A 22,408-nucleotide genomic window follows, 5' to 3' on the forward strand; every position below is an offset into this window, starting at 1 on the left:
TCTTCAGTGAAAAAAAATATTCTCTATAGAACTAACTTAAGTATCAAAAGCCCATCGGAATAAGTTGGCAAGGTAGAAACTTGTGAAAAGTAAAATCTTCAGAGGGCACCTTAACCTGAAGCCTGCCCGCGTTTGAAGTGTCAATAAAAAAATGATTTTAGTAGTGAATTTGTAGCTATAAAATTTTAGCAACGAGAGAACTTGTACCACTTATTTAATAGAGTTATTTTAGAGTTGAAACCACCTACTTCGCTATGCCTAATATATGTTCAGTTATTTATCAATATACCTATTCAAGGGTCATAAACTAAATTCAAAATGAGAAGTCACAATTATAATTATATCCTGAGTACGATCTTCTTTCTTAGTTCCATGACATTCAGTTTTGCTCAGAAAGTTCCGGATTTTATTAATCCTGAAGAACTAAAGAACGTAAAGTTTAAATGCCTGGAACAACCAGAAATTTATTCCGAAGAGGAACAGAAATATATTGATATTTTATGGAAAGAATCCCTGCAATATCTTGAAGCTTATGCGGTGGCTTTGACAACTTCTCCAGATGGAAATTCGTGCATAGATTCAGACGTGGCAACTTATGAAACCGTAGACGGAATTAGTCAGTTATGTGTGATGGAGCGTCGCGATATGCAATTGTTGGTCAAAAACATCTACCAGATCCTACACAATCCTCAGGCTGCAAAAGCATGCTTCGCTGCAAGAGGAAATGTTGATTGGCTCTATAGTCCCGGCGGTGAACTCGAAGCAAGATCTGAAGTGGCAAAATGGCTTGATAGAACTACGTTCGAGGAATTTTTCGAGACAAAAGTAAGTGATCCGGAAGTGAGGACTAACGGTTATGTCTTCTCTAAGAACTTCTATGAAATGGTAACTGATGAAAAGGTGAAGACACCTCGAAATTTTCCTTATGATGTAAGTGCCAGATCACTTCCAAATCTTTGGGCATCTGTAGGCTGGTTCCCAATGTATGCTGAAGAAAGTGAAAGGAATCAAAAAAATTTCGCGAATGTAAGAGGTGGATATGCTTATGCTGAAATCCTGGGACATTGGGGATTGTTAAGAATTGAAGATATCAACGGACAAAAAGTTGGTGCCGAGGTTGGAATGACCGTTTAAGCTGTAAACACTCTATATCCATACCACAACCATGCTACTTCAGAATTATATTATACGATGCGCCAGCCATCCTGTATGAATCAATTTAAAACTTTTGCCATAAGGGATACTAACCAAAAGCTTACAACCATTTCAGAAAATGCAAATGAGCGAGTTGTTCAGTTTGATACGGAAATGCCTAATGAATTCAGGATGTGGGCAACTTCCTCGTATGAACGTGATCCTTTAGTCTATTTTTATGAAAATACTATTCATGCATTTGAAATTGACGGAGATTGTGAAGAAAATCCTGAAGAAAATGCGCTTGTATCTATATGGGCACGCTCCGATGCTCATGAAAAGCTCAATGACTATGGAACTACTAAGCTATGTGAATGTGCTGAAGACCCTGGCAAACCAGCCGCCAGAGGTGAAAAAATCCAATGTCATCTTACTAAGCTGAAATACTAGAAGGCTTTCCATCAAATGATCCAAAGTAACCTTTGACCATAGTTATTGGCTTCAAAAGAACCTATGGGTATACCCGGATAATCAAGACTTTAGCCTATATTTAAAGAAAAAGTTATGTTCGGTTTATTTAAGAAGAAATCTGAAGTTGAAAAGCTAAATTTAAAGTACAAACAACTTTTTGAGGAAGCTCATCGCTTATCTACGAGTAATAGAAAACTAAGTGACGATAAAGTGCATGAAGCCAATGAAATTTTAAAGAAAATAGATAAGATAAAATCTGCAGAAAAAGGTAACTGAGAGGTTCATTTCAGTAGGAACTGTACTGTATGATAAAAAGATTTTTACAGGCAAATTTAGTTTGGGAAATTGGTCAGCTGGCACTCGCAGTTTTTCTGGCCAGTCTTGGACTAAAAGCTTTTTTGCTTCCCAACGGCTTTCTTGATGGCGGAGTAACCGGAATTTCAATTCTACTAAGCAAACTCACAGGGATAGAAATTTCTATCATTCTGCCAATCATTAGCATACCATTCTTTGTCATAGGCTGGTTTACCATCTCACGAAAAACTGTGATACGGTCAATCATTTCAGTACTTGTACTTTCGCTCATTATTCATTTCGAGAACTTTCAATCCATCACAGATGATAAATTGCTTATTTCAATATTCGGCGGTTTATTTCTGGGCGCAGGAATTGGCCTCGCCATAAAAAATGGATCTGTTCTGGACGGGAGCGAGATCCTGGGTATTTTCCTCAATGAAAAAACAGGTATTTCCATTGGTCTTATAATTTTCTGGTTCAATGCGGTGCTTTTTTTACTGGCTAGTTTACTATTTTCGATCGAGGTCGCCATGTATTCTGTGCTAACCTATATTATTACTGCAAAAACCATAGACCTTATTCTGGAAGGCTTCGAGGATTATGTTGGACTCATGATTGTTACCGAAAAATCTAAAGAAATGCAGATAGCTTTACTTAAGCATATAGGTCAGGGTTTAACGATCTATAACGGTAGTAAAGGTTACGGAAGTCAGGGAGAAAAGCAGGATCTAAAGATTATCCATACGGTTGTAAACAGGATAGACACCAAAAAAGCATACAGAATTTTGCATGAGGTAGATACGGATGCTTTTGTTATAGAATTTGATGTAAACAGAGTTTCTGGAGGCGTTCTTCGGAAATATTTAACGAGAAGTAAACAAAGAGAGCTCTCGCCTACCTTATTCCGGAATAATGAGATCGATATTTGATATTAATTATTCTGAAGTTGGCCCCATCAATTTCAGAAGAACTGAATATTAAAATATTCCGAAGTATAAGTGATCATTTATATTAGAAACAGTTAGAATTATATGGAGGTTTATGTACTTCAGATTTTGCTCCATTTTGTGACATAATATTTTTTATAAGATCTTCGGAATTCGTCTTCAAAGGCTGGAATGGCTTGCATTCTTTGCTAGTTTTTAAACTTTCCAATTAAGTATTCTGGGTTCCTCAGTTTTTATATATTTTCGCTAAATGCAAATCTCAAAGTATTTTCTGATCTACCTCTGTATTTGTCTAAGCCTGACCGCTTGTGACCAGGCTTCTGAAAACAGTTCAGAAGAAATCAAACCAGGAACCGGAGAATATTATTTTCAGGAAGGATTAAAATCAAAGTTGCCAGCAGAAATGCTTGCTAATTTTAAATATGGTCTGACCTCTTCCAGGATCGACAATGATACAGTGCATCTCAAGTTATTGGATGGCGTTATCTATAGCTTTAATCAATTAAGGTATTATGACAGCTCTCTGGTCTATTCCTCAAAAATGATCGATCAATCCAGGATCTATGAAAATATTCATTTTGAAGCCACAGGTTTTTACCGTAAAGCTATTATTCATCGCTCTGTAAACGATTATAAAGAATATTTTAGAAATGCATTTATCTCCAGAAAATTACACCTTGCGGATGGAGATTCTGCGAAGGCAGGGCGCAGAACTATAGAAATGGCTGATGCACAAAGCAGATTAACAGATTATACCGGAGCTCAACAAACTGCTGCTGAAGCCCTCAAACTACTGGATCCCATTGACTCCACTTACTTTAGTACCGCTTACAACATTATTGCAACAGCATATCGTAACCAGGGTTTCCAAAGTGATGCCATACGTGAATGGAGAAACGCTCTTGCATTCGCTGCTAATATCAAAGACAGCTTAAGTAATCTTAACAATATTGCACTTTCTCTTCAGGATCAAAAGAATTACGATGAAGCCATAGCTGTTTTTAAAAGCATCCTTCGTAGATCTGATTCAACAAATATTCTCTCTAAGGCCAGATTCTTAGATAATCTGGCTTACACCAGGTGGTTGCAGGATTCTACCGCCAATATGGAAGTTGAATTGCTGGAAGCAAGGAATATAAGGCTTCTAAATAATGGCATAAATGGCCTGCTCGCCAGTTATGATCATCTGGCTAATTATTACCGGAATAGTGATGAGAATATTTCAAAACTCTATGCAGATAGCCTGCTTCTTACTGCGAGGGAACTCAATAGTAAATCGGCTCAATTAAATGCCATAGAAAAATTGATCCAGCTATCGCCAATGGAGTCGGTCAAAGAACTATCAACACGCTATATTGAGCTGAGTGATAGCATACGTACGGAAAGTATTCAGGCAAAAAATATGTTCGCTAAAATTACATTTGACGAAGAACAGAAAGAATTAGAGATCAATCAATTACAAGATCAAACGGCTCTACAGGCTATAGAGAAAGAGCAACTGCAGGACCAGATTATCATATTATCATTAGGAAGTTTGCTGGTCTTAGTTAGTGGTGGATTCGGCTTCTATTATTTAAGACAAAGACATACCAAGGATAAAATTCGCGAAGCGCATCGTACAGAATCCAGAATTTCCAAGAAGATCCACGATGAACTGGCAAACGATGTCTACAATGTCATGAGCGGCATGGATACGATTGCTCCAAATACACTCATGGATAAGCTGGAAAACATTTATAACCGGACACGTAATATTTCCAGGGAAAACAGTAGTATACCAACAGGAGCAGACTATTTACCCCATTTACTTTCCACGCTTAGTTCCAGTTTACCGGCAGATACCAGACTAATTCTTCGCGGGGAGAATAGCATCAACTGGAAAAGCTTAAGCCCGGAGAAAAAGATCATTCTTTATCGTGTCCTTCAGGAGATCATGATCAATATGAACAAGCACAGTAAAGCCAGTTTGGTAGCTATTGTATTTTCCGAAGAAAGAAGAACGTTGCACATTCAGTATTCTGATAATGGAATAGGTACTTCACGTCAAAGTCTGCAATCTGGTAATGGTTTTCTAAATATGGAAAACCGTATTCTTTCTATCAAAGGAAAACTTAATTTTGAAACTGAACAGGAAAAAGGATTGAAGGTTTTAATTCAAATTCCCATATAATTTTCACATGTTTAAAAAAGTTCTGGTTGCTGAAGATATGGACAGTATAAATCATGCTGTCGCTTTTGTTTTAAAAGATTTGAAAATTGTTCAGGTAGATCACGCACAATATTGTGATAAAGCCTGGCTTCTGGCAAAAAAAGCCATTCAGGAAGGGAAACCTTATGATCTTCTTATTTGTGATCTTTCCTTCAAACCAGATTACCGGGAGGAAAAATTGACTTCCGGAAAAGAACTGATCGCAGCGTTAAAACTCGAAGATCCTCAACTTAAAGTTATCGTGAACTCTATAGAAGACCATCCTCAAACAGTCAGGGAACTCTGGGCAAGCGGTAATATAGATGCCTATATTTGTAAAGACCGAAGCGGACTAAAAGAGTTGAAAGAGGCGATCCTGAATTTGAATGAAGGGGCTGCCTATAACTCTCCGTCGATTGAAAAGATACTAAACCAGAAAAACGTGCTTACATTAAATGATTTCGAAATCAATATTGTAAAATATCTCGCAAATGGGTTTACCCAGGACGAAATTCAAAAGGAATTAAAAGATAAGAATATCAAGCCAAGTAGTAAAAGTGCGATCGAAAAAAGGCTAAAGGAATTAAGGGATGAATTTAGAGCGAATACGAATCCGCATTTGATATCTATCATGAAGGATCTGCAATTGATCTAAGTTTCCTCCATGAGCTGTTCCTATATACCACAATAGCCGACTTCAAATTTCTAATTATACAAAGTAAACAGTGATGATTAAAGCATTGATGCTAGTCTAAGAAAATGCTTATGCAGCTCTAACCTGCAGTTATTCTTAGAATTTCATGTCATCAATCACTTTTTCACCTAAAACTTTTTAGATTTGAAAATGGGACTGGAAGCGAAACCTCTCGCCGTTACTCCTTCGGAATAAATTATTGCCGACACTTTTATGGAAACAGGATACAATCTCTTACTTCGGAATACCAAACTTGGTACTGAAGATTTGCTACAGGATATCTGGATCCAGAAAGATTCGATCGTACGCATCACTCCCACTGAAGAATTGGAATATAAACCTGCCAGATCATTAGGTGCCATAGTTCATTTAGTTTCTCCCGTCCTCTTTGATACCCATATTCTTCTCGATAAAGCATGCATTCTAGATCGTTGCACTATTGAAGAAGGAAATTTTAATGAAGTTGTAGAACAGACCGGAAAAGCCAGAAAATCATTTATAGTTGAGGACGCTTGCAATCGTTCATCGAGAATACTTGAAATGGCGACTGAAAATACATTTTTTTGGGTATGTATAAGTATATTAGCCAAGGTTCACCGGCGCATATATTCATGCTGGAAACCAGTGCTGCTATTGATCCGAAAAGAAATATTGACCAGCCCCTTAGAGGCTTAACGAACAACAGACAATATATTAGAAAAGGAATCTGTAATAATTTTAGAAGCAGATTAAATAACAACAAATTTTGAGGGATGACCTAAGTTTAGAACGGGATTCATCCTTTTTAAAAAGTGAAAATAATGATTAAAGTAGTCATCATCGATGATGAGTTAAGCGCTCAAAATGTACTAGAAAAAACACTTCTAAGGCATTTTCCTAACAAATTCAATATTGTAGCCAAATGTCATTCTGTTGACACCGGCGTTATTGCTATAAACAACTATACACCTGAGCTGGTATTTCTTGATATCCAGATGCCTGAAAAGAGCGGTTTTGAATTATTCAAGCAATTCGATCTTATAAATTTTGAAGTGATATTTACCACCGCTCATAACCGTTTCGCTGTTCAGGCCATAAGGCAGAGTGCTCTGGATTATATCCTGAAACCCATCAATCATATCGACCTGGGTGATGCGATCAAGCGTTTTGAGGAACGAAAAAGAAAATTATCTACAAAAGATAAATTGACGTTACTGCTGGAAAATTTGAATGTAAATGATCAAAATATAGCGAAACTTGCCTTTCCTACGCTGGAAGGTTTTGAGCTAATTCATTCTAATCAAATTCTCTATTGTAAGGCTGAAAGTAATTATTGCTCTATTAAAGGTATTGATGGAACTACTAAAACTGCCACAAAAACACTTAAGTTTGTAGAAGAAATCCTCCCTTCAGCATTTCTAAGAATACATAAAAGTTATGTCATCAACCTGAACTTTGTAGTGCGCTACCATAAAGCGAACAAGGAAGTTGAGTTAACCAACGGAGAGAAACTTCCGGTTTCCTTTCGTAAAGAAGAGGAATTCATTAATGCGATCTTACAAAATCAGTAAAAGCTTTATCTGCTTTCTTTTTTGTGTCCAGTGCATCTGGGCCCAGAACTTTCCCTCCAGAAACTATTCTGCTGCGAATGAACTCCCAAATAATGCAGTCCGAGCATTGTTCGTTGATAGCAATAATGTGCTATGGATAGGAACCGAGAATGGGATCGTGAGTAAGCAGAACAATATTTTTCAAAGTTATTTTGAAGAAGATGGCCTGGCCCTTAATAGTTGCTGGGCGATCACTGAAGATAAGCAGAAGAGGATCTGGTTTGGAAGTTACGGCGGCGGCATAAGCGTTTTCGATGGTGATGATTTCAAGATCATTTCTACAAAAGACGGACTCGTTCATGATGAGATCGTACATCTTTTTCCATACAAAGATTATATGTATGTTGGAACTAGTGATGGTGTTTCAAGAGTTGATTTAAAAACATTTGATATTCAGTCCTGGAAAAATGAAGGATCTGAAGCTTTACTAAGAGTTTCCGGATTTTTCGAATTTGAAGAGGAACTCTATGTTACAACCTATAGAACCGGAGTTTTTAAAATCTCTTCGGAAGGGTCTTTCAGTTTAAAACAGGTAAACGATCAAAAGTATATCTATTCCGCATTCGTTGAAAATAACAGTCTCTTCAGCAGCAATAAGGGGCATTATACTAAATCTGAAATTTCAGAATATATAAAATCAGAAGACCTTGTTTCAGAAGAACTTGGGAGTTCAATAATCTGGGATTATGTAAAAACGAGGGACTCTACTATCTATGCCGCAGCCTGGGGAATTTATGACAGTAATGGGGGTGTTTTCGAACTGAATGAAGATTTCAGCAATCGCTCAAATTCCTTTGGGATACCAGGTAAAGACATATTTTCCCTCGCTTATGATGCATTATTTCAAAGATTATACGTAGGAACTTTGAACTCGGGACTTTACGAGATCCAGTTAGAACCTTTAATAAAATTCGAGGAACTGAAGGGGCATTATATAAAGGGGTTTGCAAAGATCAATGGAACTTCAGCTTATATTCATGACGAAGGTATTCAGATAATATCCTCTAGTGATTCGATCGATATTCCTTTGAGAAAATTCAAGAATTGGCAACAGAATTATATCGATACCACTTCACTACCACTTCCAAAGCATGAAGATCATTTTTACGAACTAGATCATTCTACCGCGGCCAGCGATATTAAATTCTATGATATCAAAACTTCAAATAACCAGTACTGGATAAATGCTAATATTGGCTTATTTGCGATAAATCAAGATGGAAAACTGGATACATATTTGCCATTACATTCAGAAGAGATCAATTTCACGAACGATGGGACATTGATCGAAACCAATCCGTATGGTGGTGTTAGGGTGTACAACGACCTGGAAACCTTCTCATACCAATATTATCCACAAGACCATAAGGATACACCAACCATGGTGGTTAGCAGTCTACAAACTGAAAATAAAACCTATTTCACATCAGTATTTTCTGGTCTTTATAGTTACGAGGAAGGTCGTTTCAAGTCTTTACTAAATTCTAAAATCTGGAAAGAAAAAAATCTTCGGCATATTATATCTTATAATGACAATCTCGCTATTTCCAGTGAATTTGGTGATGTATACATTATTCGGGATAGGCCTGAATCCTTTGAAATAGTACGCAAAATTCCTCGAGCCAGCATCCAGGGAAACACCATTTCGTTTCTAAATTCTTATGATACAACGCTTATAATAGGTACCGAGCGCGGAATTACGCTGGTGGAGGAAAACAGAATCATCTTTCTGGATGAAGAACAAGGCCTGGAACAGCCTTTTTTCAGCAGTAAAATCGAGAATGACGAATTACATATTGGCAGCGAGAATGGGATTTTCAGGGTCAACATCGAAGAAATTCTTGCATCATCAAATCGTGTAATCGAAATTCAACTAAAAGATTTATCTATTAATAATAGCGTATACGATCTGCCTGAAAATATTTTAAATGATCTCGATCTTGATTACGATGAGAATACTGTGCTGCTCAATTTTTCGACCAATACACATCCATATCCTAAGAAATTACAATATCAATACAGGCTAAATCAGGATGAAGAATGGAGTACTCCAACCTCCAATTCTGAAATTCTATTGCCATATCTGCCAGCTAATGAATATGAAGTGCAGGTTCGTGTTCTGGATTCCAGCACAGGATTAACGTACTCTCAGAACGTTCTTAACTTCAATATTAAACCGCCATTCTGGAAAACCTGGTGGTTCTTTACTTACATTTTTCTGGCAATAATGGCGATCGTATACGCGATCTATAAATATGAACTTGCTAAGAACAAACGATTCGAACGGCAAAAACGAGCTATTCAAAGAAGATTTGAAGAAACTAAAATGGAAGCTTTACTCGCCCAAATGAATCCGCATTTTATCTTCAATGCCATGAATTCCATTCAGAATTATATCATGGATAGCGATATCGATAACGCCACGATATTCCTGGGTGATTTTGCCAAACTCATTCGCCTCAATCTTGACCACTGTACCAAACCAACAATTTTACTGGTTGAAGAAATCGAATACTTACAATCTTACATACGGGTGGAAAACACACGGATGAACAATGCTGTAGAGGTTCATTTCGAGCTGGATCCTACAATCGACACTTACGATGTAGAGGTTCCTACCATGATTCTTCAAACATTTGTCGAAAATGTATTTGTTCATGCATTTACCGTTGAAAGCATAGATCCAAGACTGGATATAATTTTTACAAAGTTGGATGAGCATGCTCTGTGCTGCAAAATCATCGACAATGGTTCTGGTTTTTCGGCTACTGGAAAGAATCCGCTGCATAACTCCAAAGGTTTAAGCTTAGTGAAAGAAAGACTCGCCCTTTTAGACTATGATATTGAAGATGCTCTGAATATTGAATCTGAGCCTGAAAAAGGTACTGTAGTGAGCCTGAAATTGCGTTTACAACGATAACTTAAGAAATCCCTACGTTTACTAATTCGGTAATTTTGTACTGAACATAAGTTATAAATTCACCAAAAATTAGATGGCGGTAGCTGCTATATAAGATTTAACCATCTAATTGTATTTTATGAGTAGGGTCATAAACTATAATTGAATTACAGTTGCCGCTTTTCTAACTTTTTCACTTCCAGGGTTTAAAACGTGCATCCTAATAACCATCTCAGATAATATTTCTACAGTTTTCATTTTCATTCAGAAATTTTTGTTTTCCTAATATCCACATAGAGAATTGCGATCGTAATTTTTCTTAAAATAAGTGATTTGAACTATATTCCCGCCTATCTAAAATTACAGGTAATGGAAAAGTCTAAAGTGACCAATTATATTGAAAACATACTCCCGAACATTCCCGAAGACTGGGTGAAATTAACTACTCACAGACTGGATATTTATAATGAAGATCTAGCTAAAACTGAGTTTCTGGAGAAGTTTGAGGCATTATACGCTAATAATGATCATAGTGCTGAAAAACTAGCTGAGCTTCCAACCGCCTATGACTATATAAGATTAGGACATCCTCTTTCCTCTATTCTAGAATGGTACGTGGGTAAATTGAATGCTTTGAAATCTGATCATATTGTTGGTTTTTCATCTCAAACTACTCCTCTGCTGGCTGTACTTCGGAAGAATTTATTTGAGAAGAAGAACACGCAAATAATTTATTCTGAAAACCTTCCGGAACATTTCAATTTTGAGCTTTTCCGAAGTGTATATGGATATGATTTTGAGACCTTACAGATCAAAGAAGGTGAATCACTTCCAGATTTTGATGGTAGTAGCATTTATATCACTTCCAAAGCAGATCTAAAAGATCTGAATATTGATAAAAATATTGATTTTCTGCTAAGCCTTCAGCAGGAACTGGGTAGTGTAATTATTGTAAATGGCGAAAAGAATGCTTCTTATATTTCTGAAATTCAGCATGTACGTAGAAGGGAAACGATCTCGATGACTCCGGCCGATACTCATAAATTACTATACAGGCTGGTAAACCTTTCTTCCGAAGAGAATTCGAAGAAAGATGATGACAATCTTAAAAAAGTGATCGAAGAAGTTCAGAAGATCACTGCGACAACATCAAAAGTTCTTGTAGGCTCTTGTGGTCTTTCCATGCAGTACGCGATCATGATGGGGCTTATCGATGATGCCTTAGCCAAACATCCAGGTAAAGGCATTCGAATTATTGTGCCACCAAACTGTTATGGGGGAACTAATGATCAGGCTCGTCGCGTTGCCGCCTGTCTGGATAATGTTGAGATCATGGATCTACCGGTAGATGGTGATAATGATATGGTCCAGAGCACCGACAAAGTACTTGCTCAGGCTGCAAATGAAAATGCAGTGCCGTTGATTATTGCTGAAATCCCTACAAATCCACGTGTTGAAGTTCCTGAACTTGAAAAACTACAGGAGGTTCTGGCAAAAAACCGTAAGACTGCAGATGGTGAAGCTGCTGTATATCCTGTTTTTATTCTGGATCAAACCTTTTGTCCGAATGTACAGTTCTGCGGTGAGGATGGTATTCTTTCCGGGATAAAGGTAATCTCCTACGTAAGCGGATCTAAATTCCCGAGTGGTGGAAAATGTACGGCCGGTTATGCTGTAGCGAACCAAAAGGCTGCAGGATTAATGGATAAAATCGATACGCATTTGAAGGTTTGCGATAATGAAGCAACTTCCCTGCAGGTCGAAATTCTAGCGGAACAATTACCGTCCATGAATCAAAGAATTGCAAATGCCTATAAAAATACCCGTGAATTTGTGAATTTCATTAAATCTGAACTTCCCGAAGCAAAGATCAATTTTGTTTCTGAAGAATTAGCTGCTGCAGGTTTCACACCTTCCGTATTTTCTCTTGACCTTCCAACAAAAGGAGAAACCGCTGCAGATCGTGAATCTTACAAAAGATCCCTGAATCAAAAACTGATCACTATGATGATCACCAGGATTCCTGAAGAAAGCAAGTATTGTGTAAGTTACGGTCAGTTAAAAGGTTGTTACTGGACGATACCAGCTACCTCAACACAGGGTACAACAAAGGAAGATGACAAGGATTACATTGCGAGAGTTTCAGTTTCACCAGATCTTGATCTTGAGATGCATAGAAAAGTATTTTCTCAGTTCGTAGAAGATATGAAATAAAGCTATAGCTTATTTAGTTAAAGATCCGGTAAGAAATTAAATCTTCATACCGGATCTTTTGTTTTGATAGTAATGCTACTTCAGCTCTAAACCGATTCCAATTTTCTCCAGTAAATAAGGGTTATGGTCGATCACCAGAATATCATTTTCAATACTTAGATCTTTCAGAATCTTTAGGAGCAAATCTATATCTTCATAATGTAAGCCAGTGCTAGGTTCATCAAGTATATATAGTACATCTTTGCTACCTTGCAACAACCAGTTCAGCAATAATAGACGCTGCTTCTCTCCTGAAGACAGGCTTTGAATAGGCTGATCCAAATTTAAATGACCAAGACCTATTGCCTGAAGTTTTTCCAGAACCTCCCCTAATTTCTCAAGTTCACCATGTTCCTTCAACCAGGCCTTAAAGCCATGAAGATCCATATTAAGAACCTCAGCGATATTCTTACTATAAATCGTATGTTCGAGAATTTCTGGTTTGTACCGCTGTCCCTGGCAGGTTTCACAGGTTTCCACAGCATTGGCAGTAACATCAAGACTCGTTGCCACGTAACCCTTACCTTTACAATCGGGACACTGACTCGTCTTTGTTTTATAAGTAAAATCCTTGGGTTTTAATTTCGAATTTTCAGCAAAGATCTTTCCAATATCCTTTAGGAAATCCAGGTAAGAAACCAGTAATGTGGCGGAATGTGATCTTAATTTCTTTGCCTCAAAATAATAGGCATTTTTATAATTTTCAGGATAAACTATCTGTTCACAATAAACCGGTTTCTGATTTCTAATAGAAGGAATAATGATATCCTTGACCAGTGTTGTCTTACCAATTCCACTTTTTCCGCTAAGTGCAGTGATTCCTCCAACTGGAATTTCTAAACAGTTGCGTTGCAAATTATAACGCGAAACTCCCTTTATTTCAATTTTTCGCTCACTTTCAGAAGTAAACTCGAATCCGGCATCTTGTCTTTTGAAATAGGCATGGGTACTTTCTTTCTTTACAAAGTCTTCTGGAGTTCCCTGGAAAGTAATTTGTCCGCCATTTTTCCCAGCCTTAGGACCAATTTCAATTAGCTCGGTCGCCGCCTGGATGATCTCTTTATTGTGTTCTATTACAAGTACTGTATTTCCTTTGGCTACCAATTCCTTAAGAATCGCTATAAGATCTGGAATATTATGTCCCGAAAGTCCTGCGGAAGGTTCATCCAGAAGATAAGTAACTCCTTTTAACGGACTATTTAACTGGGTGATCAAAGCCACCCGCTGGTTTTCACCACCAGATAAACTTTGAGATTTTCGGTTTAACTGAAGATGATCTATATGCAGCTGAGTTGCCCTATGTACCGTATTTTCAATAAATGGCCTAATCTTTTCAACCAATTCCTGATCGATTTCCAGATAAGTGTTTGCATTCTGAATCCACTGGTCAAGCCCGGAAAAATCAAGGTTCTTGATCTCACGAATAGACAGACCTCCAATCTCAAATTTTAATCTTTCAGGTTTTAGTCCACTTCCGAAGCAATTGCTACAAATAGCCGGGGTGAATAGAGCAGTTAAATTCTCAATAAATTTATTTTTTCGGGTCTTATAATATTCCTGCTTGAGGTAATTATCCAGGCCTTCCCATTTCATTTTGACCTGTTGAATTCCTTCCCTGGTTTTAGTTCTGAACTTCCACTGGGTTTCCCAAATTTTTTCTCCGGTTCCTTCAAAAATAATCCTCTTCTGTTCTTCGGAAAATTGGTTGAATGCAGTATTCAGGTCAAAACCATGTTCCTGCCCTACTTTTTCGAGTATTGCCATATACTGGCTGTCCCTCTGCCCATAGTAGGAAAGCGCTTTATTATGTTCAAAAACTCCATCTGAAATACTTAAATTAGTATTGGGTGCAAGCTTCTTGACATCTGGTAGTAGTTCCACGCCAAAGCCGTCACAGATCTTACACTTGCCAAGTTCATGATTGTTGGAAAAATGACTGGCTGAAAGTTCTTCTCCCTCAAACTCCGCTTTTCTGGAAAAAGCAAATCTTAAAAGCTTATCGATCCCAGTTTGCTTGGCAAGATCAGACCTATTGGTGAAATTAGGCACTTTTCGGGTCACGCAAATTGTAGGCGTTAAACCGTCGATTTGATCGACTTCCATTTGAAAGTTTACCCCAACCCTGGACTGTTGATATGCTGAAAATTGCCTTGTCATCTCCTGCATCCCATACGCATGCAGCGTATCTATAAGAAGAGAAGATTTCCCAGATCCCGAGATGCCGGTGACCACGCTCAACGTATTCTTCAGCAATTTAAGATCAAGATCTTTTAAGTAGTGTGTACGCGCTCCCCGAATTCTAATCTCATCTCTCTGCTGGATCGCTAATTCTGGTTTAGAAGTCTCCAGTACAGCTTGTGAATTATCGAAGAAAGAATCAGCCTGCGATTTAAAAAGTTCATGATTTTCAAAACATACGATACCTGCTGTTTGTTCTTTTAGCTTATGTAAAGCAGTAATTAATTGTTGCACATTACGCTGATGCAGTCCAATGCTAGGCTCTTCAAGGATTAGAAAATTGTCTCTGGAAGGTTTGGCAAAATGCTTGGTCAATTTGATTCTCTGGGCTTCTCCTCCAGATAAGGTATTGGAAGGTTGCCCTAATTTTAAATATTCCAATCCTAAGTCTTTCATCAGTTTGAGAATATTTAATATTTTCCTGTCTACTGCGAAAAAATAGATTGCTTCTAATATGCTTAGATTGTAAATGTCTGCAATATTCTTCCCATTCCATTTCACTTCCAGCACTTCCTTTTTGAAGCGCTTACCTTTGCAAACAGGGCAAACCTGGTTGATCGTCCCCATCACATTCATAGAAAGACTAATCACACCGGCACCTTCACATTCTGTACATCTGCCAGCTTTATTGTTAAATGAAAACGAATCTTTACCTAATTTGCTATTTTTTGCGTCACCTGATTTGGCCAAAAGATCACGAATTTTTTCGGCTAAGCCGGTATAGGTCGCCGGGTTGGAACGCGGAGTTTTACCTATGGGCTGATCACTTACTGTCACCAGTTTCAAATCTCTTTCTTTGGAAATTTTCTGAAGCTTCTTTTCGATCGCTTCATTCTTCCGACTTATAACGGTCAGTCGTCCTGATTCCGCCCTTATTGCAGCTATTGAACTACTTGAAACATTTGAAGAAACCTCTTCCGAAGCATTCATTTCTTCGAGAGTAGGACTGGATATGGAATCAGATTTTAAAAATTGATCCAATGGACCGTTAAAGATAATCTCTCCACCTTTGTTTCCAGCTTCAGGACCTAATTCTATGATCCAGTCTGCGGAACGAATAAAACCAAGATCATGCTCTACTACCATTACCGTATTTCCCCTGGCGATCAATCTTTGGAGAATATGTCGTAGATGCTTTTGATAATTTTCTGCGAGGCCAATTGACGGTTCATCGAAAATATATAATATACCCTGCAGGTTGCTGTTTACCTGTTTGATCAATTTCACACGTTGCGCATCTCCAGAAGAGATCTTAGAACTTGGCGTACTTAAACAGTATTCACCCATTCCTAATTGTACCAGATCGTTGAGTTGTACCTGGATCTTATAAACCAGCTCCTTCTCTCCACCCTTAAGTTCCAGGCTATCTAAAAGTTTATGTAATTCCGCAAGTGGAATATCCATCCATTCAGCAAAATTTTTGTTTTGCCACTCAAATTTCAGATGATCTGGCTTGATCCTGGCGCCATGGCAGGCGGGACAGATACTGGAACTAGCGAACCTCAAAATGTTCTTATTTCGGTCTCTTCTAAGAATATCCTGCATAATTGGAAGCATTCCTTTATAATAACCTTCCTCTCTTGGTTTCGCTTTAAAGCCTTCCCAGCGTAATCTTGATTCGAGAGTATGTTTACCGTAAAAAACCTTCAGGCGATCGCTTCCATTCAGGACGACATCTTTTTGCTCTTCTGTTAAGTCCTTCCAGGGAATATCCACGCTAAATCCATGTGCGTGACATACTTTGTCAAGTTCTTCAACAGTGATCTGAGAATAAACGATATAACCACCGGGCAAAGTGGTAGTAATTGCTCCTTCTCTTAAGGTCTTATTTTCATCACCAACCAGTTTTTTAATATCAATATATTCAGCTTCACCAATTCCTCGACAGGTTTCACAGGCACCTTTTGGATGATTAAAAGAGAATAAAGATTTGCTCATTGGCTTACTTGCGGAGTAACGGGCAAAAAGAATTCTAAAAACTGAAGCCAGTTCAGAAAGAGTTCCGAAGGTGGTATTAATGGATTGAAACCTCTTGGATTGCTCAACTTTTATGACCGGAGGAAGATCCTTGATATCATCAACTTCCGCAGTAGGAATAAGATTCGCATTCTGTTGATTATACGCTGGTAAACTTTCCAGGAAGAACCTGTAACCTTCATTGCCGATAACTCCCATTGCGAGCGATGATTTTCCTGAACCTGATAGTCCGGTAAGAACTATTAATTTATTCTCAGGGATCTCGAGGCTTATATTCTTCAGGTTATTCTGGTAAGCATTAACAATGCGCATAGATCTATCTTTCTTTTTAAAAAAATTAAAGATATAGAGATTCTCAGAGCTCATCAACCAATTGAGAAATTATTGCTTTAGGACTATTTTTGAACATGAATCTGTCATTCTAAACCTTGAAAACTTCATTTATTGTACATCCGAAATTGAGTTAGACAATTTGCGGAACGGCGTCAGGAAACGTACTTTTGAAATCCGACCGAATACAGCATCACCTTAAACCTTCGATATGCTACTTATATGAAGAAACCCGATATACCGGAAAACGAAGATCTAAGATTACGAAGTGTACGACAACTTGGCCTACTAGATTCACTCCCTCAAGAATGCTACGATAACATTACGACCCTGGCCAGTGAAATTTGTCGTACTCCTGTAGCGCTGCTTACCATTCTGGATAAGGACATTCAATGGTTCAAGTCTAAAAAAGGTCTGGGAGCAGATCAAACCGGCCGTGATGTTTCATTTTGTGGACATGCAATCCTGGAACCTAACAAGGTTTTCGAGGTGGACAATGCTCTGGAAGATTCTCGCTTTGAAGATAATCCCCTTGTGCTGGACGAGGAAACCCATTTTAGATCTTATGCCGGAGTTCCAATTTTAAATAAGCAAGGTTTACCGCTGGGAACGCTGTGTGTAATAAACAAAACACCTAAGAAATTAAGCATACATCAAAAAAGATCATTGATCGCTTTGGGTAAACAGGTAGAGATCTTATATGAATATCATCTACAGAACACTGAATTAAAAAAGGCGCAAAGCAATCAGCTTGAAAATAATAAGATCCTTAGGGAATTTGCTGGCAATGTGAGCCATGAGCTCAAGATGCCCCTGGCGAACATGATCATTACCTCAGATATCGTAAAAGCTAAATACGCCAGCGTAATCGATGAAAAGGGGAAAGAATATCTCGATTACATTAAAAACTCCGGATTAAAATTAAGTGAATATATCACTGGTTTACTCGAATATTATTCTGAAGATGGTTCAAAAGCTTCGGAAGTAAAAGAATTCTTTCTGAATGATCTACTTGAGGATACTATCGATCTCTTACATATAGATTCCAATTGTGATATTCGCCTTCCGGAAGAAAATTTAAAAATTCGAGTTAACCGAGCAGGACTGGGACAGATCATGATGAACCTGATTAGCAATAGTTTGAAATATAATGATGCTGAAGAGATTATGATTAATATAGACTGCTATGAAAATGGCGCTTTCTACCATTTTTCTGTTTCAGATAATGGAATTGGTATTCCTGAAGAACACCTGGATCAAATATTTGAACTGTTTACTGTCATTAACGTAAACGGAACACCAGATGAGCGAGGTCATGGAATTGGACTGAGCACAGTTCAAAAACTGGTGGATTCCATGAATGGCCAAATTTCAGTGCAGAGCATTTTGAACAAAGGAACTACCTTTAATTTTTCTCTGGAAAAACCTACCTGAAATTAAAAAATACAATAGAAAGTTAATGCCACAACAATCCTTGCTTCGGCATTGCTAAAAGTAATTTGCTGAATCTGTTAAGAGATTCCAAAGACAAACAGCATTTTGTTATAATTCTGCTAAAATCGTTTCAACGGCAAGGAAGCGATTCAATACCGCACATCAGTTTCAATATTACTTGGTAATTTTAGTACAACCATAATGATAAATCAATTCAAAGATGAGTGAGAAAGAAAAGGACAAAAAATCCCAGGATCTGTCCCGGGATACAAAAAATGCTGAAGGTAAAACGATGACCACTAATCAGGGTGTTAAAGTGAACGACACTAATAATTCCCTGAAAGCCGGTGAAAGGGGGGCCACACTCCTGGAAGATTTTATATTAAGAGAGAAAATCACACATTTCGATCATGAAAGAATTCCGGAAAGGATCGTTCATGCGAGAGGAAGTGGAGCTCATGGATATTTTGAACTATATGAAAGTATGGATAAATATACCAAGGCGCCAATTTTCACAGATACCAACAGGAAAACACCTGTTTTCGTAAGATTCTCAACTGTAGCGGGAAATAAAGGTTCTGCAGACCTGGCGAGAGATGTTCGCGGATTCGCCGTGAAATTTTATACAGAGGAAGGAATCTTTGACCTTGTAGGAAATAACATGCCTGTGTTTTTTATTCAGGATTCCATGAAGTTTCCGGACCTAATTCATGCCGTAAAGCCAGAGCCAGATAGAGATATTCCTCAGGCAGCGTCTGCTCATGATACGTTCTACGATTTCGTATCCCAAACTACCGAAACACTGCACAACCATATATGGGTTATGAGTGATCGTGCGATTCCAAGAAGTTTTAGAATGATGGAAGGTTTTGGTATTCACACCTTTAGATTGGTAAATGCTGAAGGCAAGTCACATTTCGTGAAATTCCACTGGAAGCCATTATTAGGTACACATTCCGTAACCTGGGATGAAGCAGTGAAAATTCATGGCGCTGATACCGACTTCCATAGAAGAGATCTTTGGGATGCAATTGATGCAGGCCATTTTCCAGAATGGGAACTTGGACTACAGATCATTCCTGAAGAAGATGAACATAAGTTCGAATTTGATATTCTGGATCCAACAAAACTGATTCCCGAAGAAATGGTGCCGGTACAACGTATTGGTAAAATGACCTTAAATCGTAACCCAGACAATTTCTTTGCAGAAACTGAACAGGTTGCATTCCACCCAGGGCATATCGTACCCGGAATAGATTTTTCTAACGACCCGTTATTACAAGGTAGATTATTCTCTTACACAGATACGCAGTTGTCGAGGCTTGGAAGTCCAAACTTCCACGAATTACCAATAAACCGTCCTGTGAACGAAACGCACAACAATCAGCGTGACGCTCATATGAGAATGACGATCAACAAAGGTAAGACGGCATATTTTCCTAATTCCATAGGTGGAGGTTGTCCTCATCTTGCAAAAATGGCTGAAGGCGGATTCACTCCTTACGAAGAAAGAATTGATGGTAGAAAGACCAGAGCTAGAAGCGAGAGTTTCAATGATCATTATTCTCAACCAGCGATGTTCTATAGAAGTTTGACCGACTGGGAAAAGGATCACGTTGCAGATGCTTATACTTTCGAAATAGGAAAATGTACTTACGATCATATCAAGGAACGTATGCTTTATATCATCAACCAGATCGATGAGGATCTTGCGGCTAAAGTTGCTGAAGGATTAGGTATGGAAATTCCGAGTAAAGTTGATGGTCCGGTAAACTTGGCTATTGGAGCAGATGCCGATGTAGAAAAGCACCAACCTCCTAAGAAAAAAAATTATCTCGATAAATCTGAAGCACTTAGCCTTACTCATCTAAAATCTGATAGTATTGCTACACGCCAGATCGGTTTTCTTGTTGGAAATGGATTTGATGGTGAGTCGATGGGAAAAATGAAACAAGCGTTAGAAGATAAAGGAGCGATGGTTCAATTGCTAGCCCCTCATGGTGGTACTGTAAAGTGTGATAAGGGTAAAAGTCATAAAGTGGACGCGGCTTTATTAACTACGGAAAGTGTTCTATTTGATGCTATTTATATTCCGGGAGGTAGTAAAAGTCTGGAAGCTTTAAACAAAGCTCCTAAAACGGCAAAATTCGTCAATGAAACTCTGAAACATTGCAAAGCAATTGCAATAGACAAGGTGGTGATGGATAAGATAGAGAATACATATCTGGATAAGTTCAAGGAAGATGCAGCAGTTTTAATTGATGAAACTCCAGAAAAGTTCATTGAACAGATCGCTGCTCACAGAAACTGGTCTAGGCAAAAAGAAGCAATGTCTATACCTGTTTAAATGTATATAGGAAGAAAAACCGCTGGTGAAAACCAGCGGTTTTTTTATTTGAACATGTAACGAACTAAATAATTTTTAAAAGTATCTAGTTATGGAAAAATGGTTTGATTTAACATTGAATTCTGCTTTAGCAATTATAATTTCCTGCCTGGGAATTTATGTATCGATAATCATATATACCAGGATCTTCGGGAAAAGAAGCTTTTCAAAAATGTCGAGTTTTGACTTTGCGATGACCGTTGCTGTGGGGTCGATGCTGGCCACCACGGTACTATCTGATTCTGTAACTCTTCCGGAAGGCATGATTGGACTCTTCTTTATATACCTATTTCAATTAGTAGCAGCATACCTGAGAAGATGGGATTTTTTCAGAGAAGCAATAGACAATTCTCCCCTGCTCTTAATGGATGGAAAGGATATCTTACACGATAATCTTACCAAAGCAAGAGTTACGGTAACCGACCTTCGTTCTAAATTAAGAGAAGCAAATATCGTAGAACTGGAAGATGTAAAAGCAGTAGTCTTTGAAACAACTGGAAATATTGTGGTGATCCACTCCCATGATAACAGACCTGTAAATGACTGGCTCTTAAAGGATGTACAGAGAAAATAAGAATAACTAGTCTTCTGTAGACAACATAGAATGCAGACTAAAGTTAAACTTTTGGTAAGTCTGTAGCCAGAACGATTCATTCAACCTACATTTGCATCGTGCACGACATAATCGTGTGTAGAACAAATGTTATGAGGAATTATATTGAAACTACTACCCTGCAGAATATCTTCCGAATACTACTTTCAGTTTTCATGATCTACGCAGGATTTAGTCATTTAAGTTTTAACCGCGTGGATTTCCAGGCGCAAGTTCCAGACTGGGTGCCAATGAGCAAAGATCTAGTGGTTATACTTTCGGGGATCGTTGAAATGATTCTGGGTCTTGCCCTACTCTTCTGGAAAAATCAGCGTGTTAAGGTTGGCTGGTTCCTGGCAATTTTCTTTGTACTGATCTTTCCGGGAAATATCGCGCAATATGTAGATGGTAAAGATGCTTTTGGAGTTCTGGATTCAGATAGAGCGAGACTTATAAGATTATTTTTTCAGCCTGTACTTATAGCCTGGGTTTTATGGTCTACCGGCGCATGGACAGCCTGGAGAAATTCTAAGAAATGATAATGATGGAAGATATTGAGAATCTAAAATTAGAAAATCAAATTTGTTTTCCCTTGTATTCTGTATCTAGATTGATCACAAGGGCGTACAAACCTTACCTGGACACCATGGGTCTAACCTACCCTCAATACCTTGTATTGCTTGTACTCTGGGAGAAAGATGAACAATCTGTCAATCAGATTGGAAAGAAACTATTACTTAACACTAATACTTTGTCACCTCTCATTCAGCGAATGCAAAAAAATGGTTTACTGTTACGTACCCGTTCTTCCGAAGATGAAAGAACGGTAAAAGTCAATTTAACCAGGAAGGGACTTGATTATAAAGAACAAGCCAGGAATATTCCTAAAGATCTACTTGGGAAACTACTCAATGAGGACGTGCAGGTCACAGATGTTATGTTGTTAAAGAAAACACTTGATTCCTGGATAGATATATTG

Annotated in this window: 16 protein-coding genes; 15 read left to right on the forward strand and 1 reads right to left on the reverse strand. The window is 38.1% G+C overall.

Annotated features, from left to right (window positions below; genetic code table 11):
- The first annotated feature begins 318 nt into the window (after window positions 1-318).
- From ACNI3T_RS00865 to ACNI3T_RS00910, 10 genes are all read left to right on the forward strand, one after another.
- Window positions 319-1,134: a cupin domain-containing protein gene (locus ACNI3T_RS00865; protein ID WP_418226206.1), complete on the forward strand. Its 816-nt coding sequence runs from the start codon at window positions 319-321 to the stop codon at window positions 1,132-1,134.
- A 75-nt stretch (window positions 1,135-1,209) separates the two neighbouring features.
- Window positions 1,210-1,584 carry a cupin domain-containing protein gene (locus ACNI3T_RS00870; protein ID WP_418226207.1) on the forward strand — a complete coding sequence of 125 codons (375 nt, stop codon included), beginning with the start codon at window positions 1,210-1,212 and terminating at the stop codon, window positions 1,582-1,584.
- A gap of 114 nt (window positions 1,585-1,698) precedes the next feature.
- Window positions 1,699-1,881 carry a Lacal_2735 family protein gene (locus tag ACNI3T_RS00875; protein ID WP_418226208.1) on the forward strand — a complete coding sequence of 61 codons (183 nt, stop codon included), beginning with the start codon at window positions 1,699-1,701 and terminating at the stop codon, window positions 1,879-1,881.
- A 29-nt stretch (window positions 1,882-1,910) separates the two neighbouring features.
- Window positions 1,911-2,831 (forward strand): YitT family protein, encoded by a 921-nt coding sequence (locus tag ACNI3T_RS00880; protein WP_418226209.1) that lies wholly within the window; start codon window positions 1,911-1,913, stop codon window positions 2,829-2,831.
- 268 nt (window positions 2,832-3,099) lie between these two features.
- Entirely contained in the window at window positions 3,100-5,019 is a 1,920-nt protein-coding gene (locus tag ACNI3T_RS00885) for a tetratricopeptide repeat-containing sensor histidine kinase (RefSeq protein WP_418226210.1), read from the forward strand.
- Window positions 5,020-5,026: 7 nt separating this feature from the next.
- Complete coding sequence (locus ACNI3T_RS00890; RefSeq protein WP_418226211.1) at window positions 5,027-5,692, forward strand: DNA-binding response regulator; 666 nt, start codon at window positions 5,027-5,029, stop codon at window positions 5,690-5,692.
- Between the two features lie 252 nt (window positions 5,693-5,944).
- Window positions 5,945-6,406, forward strand: coding sequence for an amidohydrolase family protein (locus ACNI3T_RS00895; protein WP_418226212.1), 462 nt, complete (start codon window positions 5,945-5,947; stop codon window positions 6,404-6,406).
- A gap of 125 nt (window positions 6,407-6,531) precedes the next feature.
- Window positions 6,532-7,281: a LytR/AlgR family response regulator transcription factor gene (locus ACNI3T_RS00900; RefSeq protein WP_418226213.1), complete on the forward strand. Its 750-nt coding sequence runs from the start codon at window positions 6,532-6,534 to the stop codon at window positions 7,279-7,281.
- Window positions 7,259-10,240, forward strand: coding sequence for a histidine kinase (locus ACNI3T_RS00905; protein ID WP_418226214.1), 2,982 nt, complete (start codon window positions 7,259-7,261; stop codon window positions 10,238-10,240). Before ACNI3T_RS00900 ends, ACNI3T_RS00905 begins: the two co-directional genes overlap by 23 nt.
- 348 nt (window positions 10,241-10,588) lie before the next feature.
- A complete protein-coding gene (locus ACNI3T_RS00910) occupies window positions 10,589-12,433 on the forward strand; it encodes a PLP-dependent aminotransferase family protein (protein ID WP_418226215.1) in 1,845 nt (614 codons plus the stop codon).
- 75 nt (window positions 12,434-12,508) lie between these two features.
- Here ACNI3T_RS00910 and ACNI3T_RS00915 read toward each other — a convergent pair whose 3' ends face one another.
- A complete protein-coding gene (locus ACNI3T_RS00915) occupies window positions 12,509-16,999 on the reverse strand; it encodes an AAA family ATPase (RefSeq protein ID WP_418226216.1) in 4,491 nt (1,496 codons plus the stop codon).
- Between the two features lie 240 nt (window positions 17,000-17,239).
- Here ACNI3T_RS00915 and ACNI3T_RS00920 point away from each other — a divergent pair, with 240 nt between their 5' ends.
- The 5 genes from ACNI3T_RS00920 to ACNI3T_RS00940 all read left to right on the forward strand — a co-directional run.
- Window positions 17,240-18,451: a sensor histidine kinase gene (locus tag ACNI3T_RS00920; protein WP_418226217.1), complete on the forward strand. Its 1,212-nt coding sequence runs from the start codon at window positions 17,240-17,242 to the stop codon at window positions 18,449-18,451.
- A 220-nt stretch (window positions 18,452-18,671) separates the two neighbouring features.
- On the forward strand, window positions 18,672-20,798 hold the full coding sequence (locus ACNI3T_RS00925; protein ID WP_418226218.1) for a catalase: 2,127 nt from the start codon (window positions 18,672-18,674) through the stop codon (window positions 20,796-20,798).
- A gap of 91 nt (window positions 20,799-20,889) precedes the next feature.
- Window positions 20,890-21,411, forward strand: a complete 522-nt coding sequence (locus ACNI3T_RS00930; RefSeq protein WP_322302548.1) for a DUF421 domain-containing protein — start codon at window positions 20,890-20,892, stop codon at window positions 21,409-21,411.
- A gap of 131 nt (window positions 21,412-21,542) precedes the next feature.
- Window positions 21,543-21,968, forward strand: a complete 426-nt coding sequence (locus ACNI3T_RS00935; RefSeq protein ID WP_418226219.1) for a DoxX family protein — start codon at window positions 21,543-21,545, stop codon at window positions 21,966-21,968.
- A 2-nt stretch (window positions 21,969-21,970) separates the two neighbouring features.
- A partial coding sequence (locus tag ACNI3T_RS00940; protein WP_418226220.1) for a MarR family winged helix-turn-helix transcriptional regulator occupies window positions 21,971-22,408 on the forward strand: 438 nt, incomplete at its 3' end.

This window comes from Christiangramia qingdaonensis, from assembly GCF_048381525.1.
GTDB lineage: Bacteria > Bacteroidota > Bacteroidia > Flavobacteriales > Flavobacteriaceae > Christiangramia.

Coding starts and splice junctions, on each gene's coding strand:
- ACNI3T_RS00930 (WP_322302548.1), top strand. CDS start 20,890: ATGGAAAAATGGTTTGATTTAACATTGAATTCTGCTTTAGCAATTATA.
- ACNI3T_RS00875 (WP_418226208.1), top strand. CDS start 1,699: ATGTTCGGTTTATTTAAGAAGAAATCTGAAGTTGAAAAGCTAAATTTA.
- ACNI3T_RS00885 (WP_418226210.1), top strand. CDS start 3,100: ATGCAAATCTCAAAGTATTTTCTGATCTACCTCTGTATTTGTCTAAGC.
- ACNI3T_RS00925 (WP_418226218.1), top strand. CDS start 18,672: ATGAGTGAGAAAGAAAAGGACAAAAAATCCCAGGATCTGTCCCGGGAT.
- ACNI3T_RS00895 (WP_418226212.1), top strand. CDS start 5,945: ATGGAAACAGGATACAATCTCTTACTTCGGAATACCAAACTTGGTACT.
- ACNI3T_RS00910 (WP_418226215.1), top strand. CDS start 10,589: ATGGAAAAGTCTAAAGTGACCAATTATATTGAAAACATACTCCCGAAC.
- ACNI3T_RS00935 (WP_418226219.1), top strand. CDS start 21,543: ATGAGGAATTATATTGAAACTACTACCCTGCAGAATATCTTCCGAATA.
- ACNI3T_RS00920 (WP_418226217.1), top strand. CDS start 17,240: ATGAAGAAACCCGATATACCGGAAAACGAAGATCTAAGATTACGAAGT.
- ACNI3T_RS00915 (WP_418226216.1), bottom strand. CDS start 16,999: ATGCGCATTGTTAATGCTTACCAGAATAACCTGAAGAATATAAGCCTC.
- ACNI3T_RS00880 (WP_418226209.1), top strand. CDS start 1,911: ATGATAAAAAGATTTTTACAGGCAAATTTAGTTTGGGAAATTGGTCAG.
- ACNI3T_RS00900 (WP_418226213.1), top strand. CDS start 6,532: ATGATTAAAGTAGTCATCATCGATGATGAGTTAAGCGCTCAAAATGTA.
- ACNI3T_RS00905 (WP_418226214.1), top strand. CDS start 7,259: ATGCGATCTTACAAAATCAGTAAAAGCTTTATCTGCTTTCTTTTTTGT.
- ACNI3T_RS00865 (WP_418226206.1), top strand. CDS start 319: ATGAGAAGTCACAATTATAATTATATCCTGAGTACGATCTTCTTTCTT.
- ACNI3T_RS00870 (WP_418226207.1), top strand. CDS start 1,210: ATGAATCAATTTAAAACTTTTGCCATAAGGGATACTAACCAAAAGCTT.
- ACNI3T_RS00890 (WP_418226211.1), top strand. CDS start 5,027: ATGTTTAAAAAAGTTCTGGTTGCTGAAGATATGGACAGTATAAATCAT.